This is a genomic window from Alteromonas sp. BZK5, from assembly GCF_014349115.1.
In the GTDB taxonomy this organism is placed as follows: Bacteria; Pseudomonadota; Gammaproteobacteria; order Enterobacterales; family Alteromonadaceae; genus Alteromonas; species Alteromonas macleodii.
Genome location: NZ_JACSOE010000108.1, coordinates 1 through 9,365 on the forward strand (window position 1 = coordinate 1; position 9,365 = coordinate 9,365).

Sequence of the window (9,365 nt, forward strand, 5' to 3'; positions counted from 1 at the left end):
TAGCAAGTATGTGTACGGTTTTGCCCGCCACTTTCACCGGCACATCCCAGTGAGACTTAGAACTCAGCCTTAGCGCGGCCCACTCTTCTACGTCGTACCATGGCTTGCCCTTATCAGTACTTCCGCTCTCATCGGGAATAATAGGAACCTGTGGATGAGGCATGTGATGCCATTTAAACGTCTGAAAAGTGAGAATACCATCAACATCAATAGGGTATTTTGACAAAAGCGCCATACCATATTGCCCGGGATAAAGCCCAAAACCATATGCATCGCCGCCAAACCCCTCTGTTTTGCCATTGTTGTCTAAGTCAAATTTCGTTGGCTCCCCTGTGTTGACTGTGGCCACATACGTATACGGGTAATCCACAGGATCAAGGCCGCCTTGTGAAACATTCAGGTAGTTCTTAACAAATGCTTCTACCCCTTTACGCTTATCTGCAATGTAGTCAAATTCATTCAACATCAAGATATCGGGGTTAACGCGTTGAATAATTTCAGCAATGTTTTTAACTTGGCTATGCTCACCCGTTGAAAGAACGTGTTGAAGTACCTGATCGCTTGGCTTCATACCCAACGCTTTGTAGTTAGTGGCTTCCATACTTACATTAAACGTTGCGATTTTAAGCATTTGCTCTTCTTGCGAGCTAGCCAGCGTAGATACGAATAATGCGGGTAGAAGAGCTATCGCACAGAAGAGCGCCCTATTTTTCATGTTGTTACCTGTAAGTAAAAGCGAAATGCAAAGATAGCAACTTTAGCGGCTTATCTGAACTTTTTTGTTTTATTAAAGACTGTTGTATCAATAAGACAAACATGCTCTCGCTCTTACATAAAAACGGAATTTATTTTCATGAATGAGACCTATGAAAGAAATATTTTTTACTATAAAGCACTAATACTAAAATAATAGAATCAAATACTCGTTCTTAACTGATATTCTAATTTTGTTTTATACGGCTAGCGTCAAGCGAACTACGCTTAACGTTTCGCATTTTGGGTGAATGAGAGAAAGTTATGAAAAGCTGGGTTTCAAAAGCGATCAATATTATCAATGCAGATTATCAACGTTCGGCTGATACGCACTTAATCAAATTAGAGCAGATCGCCTTTAGAGATATTGATATCTACCTTAAAGATGAAAGCACCCATCCAACAGGCAGCCTAAAGCACCGTCTAGCCCGGTCCCTTTTTTTGTACGCCCTTTGTAATGGAAAAATTGTAGAAGGAACTACTGTGGTTGAAGCCTCGTCAGGCAGTACAGCGGTGTCTGAAGCTTATTTTGCTAAAATGATTGGCGTTCCGTTTGTTGCGGTTATGCCCAAATCTACCGCCCAAAGTAAAATAGCGCTTATTGAACGCTACGGTGGACAGTGTCATTTCGTTGACTGCCCTACACAAATGCACAGCGAAGCCACCAAGGTCGCGAAAGAACTTAACGGCTACTTTATGGACCAGTTTCTTTACGCTGAGCGCGCTACAGACTGGCGTGGAAATAACAATATTGCTGAGAGTATCTTTGAGCAAATGAAAGCCGAGCCCCACCCTATTCCACACACCGTGGTTATGAGTGCAGGTACAGGTGGAACATCAGCCACCATAGGGCGCTACATTCGCTACAAAGGTCTCTCTTCTCAGCTTGTCGTGGTAGATCCAGAATTCAGTGTGTTTTTTGATAGCTTCAAAAACAACGATCATACACTTACTGCTACCCGTGGTAGCCGCATAGAAGGGATAGGACGCCCTAAAGTGGAAGCCTCTTTTCAGCATGACGTTATAGATGACATGATTGCCGTTCCCGATGCCGCCAGTATTGCAACCATGCATTGGTTAAACAACACCATGGGAATTAAAGCCGGTCCGTCTACCGGCACAAACCTATGGGGCGCATTAAGTACTGCTGAACAAATGAAGCAGCGAGGAGAAGTGGGATCGATCGTAACGCTTATGTGCGACAGCGGAGAGCGGTATGGTGAAACTTACTATAATGCTGGTTGGGTAGAAAAGACCATTGGCTCACTCGATGAATACACCACCAAACTAGAGGCCATCGGAGCCCCTGCTTAAATAGCCTGTTTCTGCTGTTTAAAGTGCTGGGGCGTTATGTATCGCGCAGCACTTTATTCAAAGCGTTTATCTCTATACATTGGCGATATACTTCTCATTGATAAAGCGCGCAAAATTATGATCAAAATAAAAAACGTTGTTAGCTGTACGGTTGCATTCGTCACAGCGTTTGCTGCACACTCTGCCTCTGCTAGCGGTACGTCGACTGTTGAAACTGCGAACACAAGCGACACTAGTATCAACCAAGCCGCAAACGCGACCGCCAACGCTGACGTCCCTAACAACAATTACGAAAGCGTTTTTGCTAACCTCGCGCTTCATTGTATTCATCAAGAGTTTCCAAATGTAGTGAAACACATGATGAATAACGGCGATGACGTTAAGGCACCAAATCAACTCTACCCTTCATTTTATGGTTGTTTAGACTGGCACTCGTCGGTTCATGGCCATTGGCTTTTAGTAAGAATGCTAAACACTGCGCAAGATGCAGTGGATAAGGATGAAATCATTGAAAAGCTCAACATCAGCTTTACGCCTAAAAATATCCAAGGGGAATTGACGAGCCTTAAGCGTGAAAACAATGCCTCATTTGAACGCCCCTATGGTCTTGCTTGGTTCCTGCAGCTAACCGCTGAACTACGTCAATCTTCCCTTCCTGAAGCAACAAAATGGCTAAATACTTTACGTCCTCTCGAGGACGAAATTGTAGCCAGAGTAAGCGCATGGTTACCCAAATTAGCTTACCCAATCCGAACGGGTGAGCATAGCCAAACCGCCTTTGCTTTTGGCTTAATGTTGGATTGGGCGAAAGTAGCAGGTAATAAGGAGTTTGAAGCGCTGTTAACGTCCAGGGTGAAAGACTATTATCAAGACGATACACAGTGCCCTCTTGCCTACGAGCCTTCGGGACAAGATTTTCTATCACCGTGTTTGGCCGAAGCTGATTTAAAGCGAAGAGTAATGTCTAAGAAGAACTATAGCCAATGGCTTTCAGCGTTCTTTCCAAGCCTCACAGCTAGCACATCAAATTGGCTAGCTCCCGCTACAGTGACTGACAAGACGGATGGTAAACTCGCTCACCCTAGACGGGCTGAACATCAGCCGAGCGTGGATGATAGAAGGCATAATGCAAGCTTTGCCTGAAGGTGACAAACGCTTACCTGTGCTTAAGAAAGCATTAAGTTCACATCGTGAGACCGGGCTCAACGCGGTGTTTGGTGACATGCACTACATGGGCAGCCATTGGCTTGGCAGCTTTGCCAGCTACTTAGAAACACAGCGCGGTTTGAATTAACTTATATCCTACTAAAGTGTGAGATGAATGAGCACTAAAGTGCTATTCGTCTCACTCGCCTACCGTGGCATGCTCATTCTATGGTGATATGAATAAAGCGCAGCTATGGAAATTTTACTTGTTGATGATCACGCAATAGTGAGAGAAGGCTTTTCTACGCTGTTATCTTCGGTACTCGAAGGCGCTGTCGTCACCAATGCAAAAAATGCGCAGCAAGCCACAAATGCACTTCGTGCGAACCACTTCGACCTCATTATTTTAGACATTAATTTAGGAACCACCAGCGGACTCACGCTAGCGGAATATATTGTTCAGCGCTGGGAGCACGCAAAAGTACTTATGTTCAGCATGTTCGATGATATTTCCATCATCGATAGAGCTATGAAACTAGGGGCAATGGGCTATGTTAGTAAACAAAGTGAACCTGATGTACTGATAAGCGCGGTGACATCTATCATTAAAGGCCGCCGTTATTTAGAACACAATACTGCCATTGAGCTCGCTACATTTAACCTGTCACATTCCGGAGGCAACTTAACAGATCTGACACAAAGAGAGTTGGATATATTCCTTGGTATAGCGAACGGGCTTTGCCGAAAACAGGTCGCTGAAAGCCTCAACATTTCTGAAAAGACGGTCTCAAACGTTATCACCCAGCTCAAGCGAAAACTTGAGCTACAGACAAATGCCGAGTTTGTTCACCTTGCCATAAAGCAGGGTTATATCAAAATTGCCAGCTAAACAAGCGCCACAAAACAAGGTCGGGAAAACTTCCCTGTACTTTCGTATCTTTTTTATACCCCTTTGGTACTAACTTTGTCTCATGATAAAGATACCTCATGCAAATCAATATATTAGCGTTTTCATTACACTTAATCTAAGGGAATTTTTCCCGTATTTTGAAGGACGGAATCCGTTTATCAGGGCCTCTACTTAGTTACATACTGTTAACACAACATCAAGGTAACAGTGGAAATAAAACTATGGCTAAGTTCTATTCAAAGGCTTCATTGGCCTTAAGCGTAATTATTGGTTTAGGTACGAGTTCACATTTATATGCGGACGATGGCGTGACATGGGCAGACATTGAAAATGATGCCAAGACGCCTGAGAACGTACTGATGTATGGTATGGGTCCAGAAGCTCAGCGTTACAGCGGACTTGATCAAATCAACAAAGAAAATGTACACATGCTATCTCCGGCTTGGGTGATGAGTTTTGGTGATGAAAAGCAACGGGGTCAAGAGTCCCAGGCAATCGTGTACGACGGTATTGTCTATGTAACCGGTAGCTACTCCCGTATCTACGCCTATGAAGCAAAAACAGGTAAGAAGTTGTGGGACTACGCCCACCGCCTTCCAGAAGGTATTCGACCGTGTTGTGACGTGGTAAATCGCGGCGCAGCAATTTATGGTGACTTAGTCTTTTTCGGTACGCTGGATGCTGGCGTTGTTGCCCTTGACCGGCTAACGGGCAAAGTAAAATGGAAGAAGCGCTTTGAAGACTATCGTGCAGGCTACACCATGACGGGGGCACCTACGATTGTTAAAGACCAAAAGTCAGGAAAGGTCATGCTTATTCACGGTTCATCAGGTGATGAGTTTGGTGTTGTAGGAAAACTGTTTGCACGGGATCCTGAAACCGGTGAAGAGATTTGGATGCGTCCATTTGTTGAAGGGCACATGGGCAGATTAAATGGAAAAGACAGCACGCCTACTGGTGGTTCATACGAAGTGACAACGTGGCCAAAGGATGAAAACGGCGAAATGGTTGAGGCTTGGCACCATGGTGGTGGCGCACCATGGCAGAGTGCAAGCTTCGATGTTGAAACTAACACTATCATCATAGGTGCAGGTAACCCCGCTCCTTGGAATACATGGAAACGCACCGCCAAAGGCGGCGACCCACGAGATTGGGATAACCTTTATACTTCTGGACAAGTGGGTGTAGATGCAACCACTGGTGAGGTTAAATGGTTCTATCAACATACACCTAACGACGCATGGGATTTCTCTGGCAACAATGAACTTGTTCTATTCGACTATTACGATAATGGAAAGCTCATAAAAGCGACGGCTCATGCAGACAGAAATGGCTTTTTCTATGTAGTTAACAGACAAAACGGTGAATTCATCAGAGGCTTTCCCTTTGTAGATAACATTACGTGGGCCACACATATAGACCCTGACACGGGTCGCCCAGTTGAAGTAGAAGGACAACGCCCACCACTGCCTGAGCCGGGTGAAAAACGAGGAAAGTCAATAGAGGTATCGCCTCCATTCTTGGGCGGGAAGAACTGGAACCCGATGGCCTACAGCCAGAATACCGGCTGGTTCTATATGGGCGCAAACCACTGGAAAGAAGACTACTGGACGGAAGAAGTGACCTATAAGAAAGGTGCCGCTTACCTAGGACAGGGTTTTAGAATTAAGCGCATGTATGACGACCACGTGGGCGTACTTCGTGCCGTAGACCCCATTTCAGGTGAAATTAAATGGACACACAAAGAGAAACTTCCTATGTGGGCTGGGGTACTGGCGACGAAAGGCGGGCTCATTATTACCGGAACGGGCGATGGCTATGTCAAAGCTTTCGATGAGGAAACCGGTGAAGAACTTTGGAAGTTCCAAACGGGCTCGGGCATCATTTCATGCCCTATCACCTGGGAAGAGGATGGTGAGCAATACATCGGCTTAGCGTCAGGCTATGGTGGTGCAGTACCGCTATGGGGAGGAGATATGGCTGAACTCACCAAACCTGTCGCGCAAGGTGGTTCGTTCTGGGTATTTAAACTTCCTAATCACAATAAAAAGCAAAACGTAGCTAAACAATAGCTTTATCTTTGCAACAAACCAAACCGAGAGGCGGTGAAAACGCCTCTCGGCATTAAGGAGCTCTCATGCGCTTACGTTTTCAAGCAACCAAACAACTCCCCATATTATTAGTTGTCCTATATTCAGCAACTGCCAGTGCCATTCCCGATTTCGAAGATGACGTGGAAATTATCAACGGATGTGAAATAAAACCAAAGACAGTGTGTAGCGATACAGACTTAAGCGGTGCTGATTTGAGCCATGCAAATTTGCACGGGGCAGTATTCACCAACGTTAAGTTCAACAAAACAGATTTAAGGCACGCCAACTTAAGCTATGCGACGTTTAAGAAAAGTAACCTAGATCACGCTGATTTAGCTACCGCCAACTTAAAACACGCAGACTTACGCAGCTCAAAAGTTCGCAACGCTAACTTAGAAGGCGTAGATGGCTGGGCGCTTTTCGGTCAAGGGGTTGATTTCACTAACTCCAACTTTTCAGGTGCTAACCTGGACCAAGCGCGTTTATCAAGTGCGACAATGGTAAACACCAACTTACGTGCCGCACGCTTAGAGCGGGTTTGGATGAACAAAGCAAACTTTGAAGGTGCTTCACTGATTAACGCCAATATTCAGGAAGCAAAACTGAACGATGCAAGTTTGTATCGAGCGAACCTAACCGGTACGCGCATCCACTACGCAACATTTCAGGGTACTTTCATGGACGAATGTACAAACTGTCCTATTAACTGGTAACTGTGATTGGGTGGAAAGAAAACATTGAGCCGTTCGATGTACCCAGCGCCCATTACCTTCACTAACACCCATTCATACTTACTTTCTTAATATCCCCATTTTTGCTCCCATTCATCCAAAAGAGGGGGACATTCAGAGAAAAGCGTTGGGTAGTTCTCAAACTTTTGCATTGAAGACTTATACACTGGTTGACTAACTTGATAGTAGCTCGGTGTTTGGAACAAAGGCGAACTATTACTTTCTAAGGTCTTAGCCTCCCCTTCTGTCAGCCCTGAAAACTGATATATGGACGCTATAGAAGATTCAGGGTCAGCAACAACATCTTCATATTTAATGCTTATTGCTCTGTCCCTTAAGATTGGTTCCATTTTTTCCCAGCACGTGAAGACTTTATTGTAAGCCTCAGCGAATTGCTCAACGGTGTACAAGTTTATTTCCTCGAACTGTAAACAACTCAACGCAACTGCCTTCGGGTTACGTAGGCAACAAAGTACTTTTGCGTTAGGAAACAAGGTCAACATTGCAGGTAAATAAGGGAAGTTAAGCGGCATCTTATCTACGATGAGTTTACTGCTGTCAACACTAGGAGAATAAGCTGTTAAATGCTCAAGGTATTCATTTGCCAAAGCGTCTAGTTCACTTTGGTTTGTACGCTTTATATCACCCGCCTCAGGGTCAACAATCTCGCGTTCAACCATCTGGTTATAGAAGGTTTCTACGGCATCTGTTTCTTCTAATAACTCAACATTCGCACTTTTAAGTAACAAACTTTCTATCAATGTCGTTCCCGAACGAGGAAATCCAACAATAAAGAGAATGTTTGTGCGGTTACTTGACGTGTTAACGATAGGAGAAGGTGATACATCAAAACCATTGAGCATGACGCCAGAGGACAAATCTGCGAATTTACTGGAATGAAGGTTATTCACGTTATGTGCGATAAACCTGATGACCTCTTCGGCATCGCTAAAACGCTTAAGCTTTTCAAGGGTTCTAATCTTCTGGTAAAGATGAGGAAGGCTTTTGGGTTGTTTTACTAAGAAGTGCTCGTTAATTCGCAGCCCCTCTTCAAACTCTCCTTTTGCGAAAGCCAACAGCGAACGTTTTAACTCGTGTTGCTCCTTGTCGCCTTCAGCTTGAATTAATTGAATTTTGCAAAGAAACTTCTCAGCTTCAGCTAACTCACGCCTGTTTTCGTTAATGTTAAAGGCCAGCTCTAGTAACTGAATGTTATCGGTGTTTTCAAACTTTCTATTGAGGACATCAAGGTTGTCTTTAGTGGCATTGAGTAGCCAAGAAACATAGTCTAAATACGTCAGTAACTCTTCTTTATCCGATGAATCAGCGAGGGAAAGTGATTTTTCAAGATGACGCTTTGCATGAACGTAACGCTTCGACTCCAATGCTGACAACGCCAAAAAATAGTGGATCGAATAAGAATCTGAGTACGTTGAACTTAGCATATTACTCTGCTTAGCTAATTCTCCTCTCGAATGAATTCTGTAACATGCTTCTGTATACAGTTCAGCGCTAAGTTTATCGCTTAGATGAAGATCCTCTCTTTTAATATGCGCGACCAACTGAGACCATTTTTCCTGCTGATAAAGACACTTACCCAGGCTTTGTCCGTACTGAATATTTTTAGGATTTTTTGCTATTGCTTTTTCATATGCTAACTGTGCTTCTTCATTTCGACCAAGCTCAGACATTAAATTTCCAAGTGCATGAAAAGCAACGTGGTAGTTTGGGTTAATTGCTATCGCTTTTGAAAGCTGCTTTTGTGCGTCATCAAACCGCTCAGCTTCTTTTAGCAATAGCCCATAATTATACGCCACATCAGTATTTTGGGGATAATCAGACTGAAGGCTTTCAAATATTTCAAACGACGTAGTAAATTCAGCAACCTTTCCTAGTGCCGTAGCATATACCATTTTTGCCATTGGATGCTGCTCATAGACAGGAGAAAGCGTCGATATGACTCGGCTAAATTCACCGGCACCGAACGCCTGCATTGCTTGATTTATTATTTCTTGAGTAAGTTTCATGAATATTTTATTTTTGGAGATATGTGCGTCTTTAGCAGATTTTGCAGTAATGATTTGTCTATAGTAACACGCTAAAAGTTGAATTTAAGCACTCTCAACTAACCGTGCACAAAACTAAAACCTCGAACATTCACCGAAGACTAGCCACGTGTAGATACTGCAATTACAAGGTGGCCAGTCTTTATTTAGTAGGCTTCAAATTTGATTACCTACTTTCAGCTATTTTACTTTGGCGGCAAGCTCAGCAGTTTCTTTACCCAAATTTTTAAGCTGCTTAATCGTCTTTTCATCCGTAATTGCGCCATCTTCCATAAGCGTATTTACCTTCGCAATAGCTTTTTGGTTCGGCAGCACCATAGTACCTAGATTTTCAAGTAACATTCTCAGTAAC

Annotated in this window: 6 protein-coding genes and 2 pseudogenes; 5 read left to right on the forward strand and 3 right to left on the reverse strand. The window is 43.8% G+C overall.

Going from position 1 to position 9,365, the window contains the following annotated elements:
* The coding region (locus tag BIZ39_RS19015) for an endonuclease/exonuclease/phosphatase family protein (RefSeq protein WP_187447729.1) at positions 1-715 on the reverse strand (715 nt) is incomplete at its 3' end.
* 302 nt (positions 716-1,017) lie between these two features.
* On the opposite strand from BIZ39_RS19015, the gene BIZ39_RS19020 reads away from it, so the two are divergent.
* From BIZ39_RS19020 to BIZ39_RS19040, 5 genes and pseudogenes are all read left to right on the forward strand, one after another.
* A complete protein-coding gene (locus BIZ39_RS19020; RefSeq protein WP_187447730.1) occupies positions 1,018-2,067 on the forward strand; it encodes a PLP-dependent cysteine synthase family protein in 1,050 nt (349 codons plus the stop codon).
* Between the two features lie 36 nt (positions 2,068-2,103).
* Positions 2,104-3,361 (forward strand): annotated as a pseudogene (locus BIZ39_RS19025) (DUF2891 domain-containing protein).
* Positions 3,362-3,466: 105 nt separating this feature from the next.
* Positions 3,467-4,102, forward strand: coding sequence for a response regulator transcription factor (locus BIZ39_RS19030; protein ID WP_014975961.1), 636 nt, complete (start codon positions 3,467-3,469; stop codon positions 4,100-4,102).
* Between the two features lie 242 nt (positions 4,103-4,344).
* Positions 4,345-6,195, forward strand: a complete 1,851-nt coding sequence (locus tag BIZ39_RS19035) for a methanol/ethanol family PQQ-dependent dehydrogenase (protein ID WP_187447731.1) — start codon at positions 4,345-4,347, stop codon at positions 6,193-6,195.
* A gap of 65 nt (positions 6,196-6,260) precedes the next feature.
* Positions 6,261-6,929 carry a pentapeptide repeat-containing protein gene (locus BIZ39_RS19040; protein WP_187447732.1) on the forward strand — a complete coding sequence of 223 codons (669 nt, stop codon included), beginning with the start codon at positions 6,261-6,263 and terminating at the stop codon, positions 6,927-6,929.
* Positions 6,930-7,015: 86 nt separating this feature from the next.
* On the opposite strand, the gene BIZ39_RS19045 is transcribed toward BIZ39_RS19040, so the two are convergent.
* Together BIZ39_RS19045 and BIZ39_RS22360 are read right to left on the reverse strand one after the other, a co-directional pair.
* A complete protein-coding gene (locus BIZ39_RS19045; protein ID WP_187447733.1) occupies positions 7,016-8,974 on the reverse strand; it encodes a tetratricopeptide repeat-containing sulfotransferase family protein in 1,959 nt (652 codons plus the stop codon).
* Positions 8,975-9,193: 219 nt separating this feature from the next.
* A pseudogene (locus BIZ39_RS22360) lies at positions 9,194-9,365 on the reverse strand (FMN reductase); the annotation flags it as partial.

Bases quoted from the DNA above. Each gene is read 5' to 3' on its own strand.
- BIZ39_RS19020 (WP_187447730.1), top strand. From the start codon at position 1,018: ATGAAAAGCTGGGTTTCAAAAGCGATCAATATTATCAATGCAGATTAT.
- BIZ39_RS19030 (WP_014975961.1), top strand. From the start codon at position 3,467: ATGGAAATTTTACTTGTTGATGATCACGCAATAGTGAGAGAAGGCTTT.
- BIZ39_RS19035 (WP_187447731.1), top strand. From the start codon at position 4,345: ATGGCTAAGTTCTATTCAAAGGCTTCATTGGCCTTAAGCGTAATTATT.
- BIZ39_RS19040 (WP_187447732.1), top strand. From the start codon at position 6,261: ATGCGCTTACGTTTTCAAGCAACCAAACAACTCCCCATATTATTAGTT.
- BIZ39_RS19045 (WP_187447733.1), bottom strand. From the start codon at position 8,974: ATGAAACTTACTCAAGAAATAATAAATCAAGCAATGCAGGCGTTCGGT.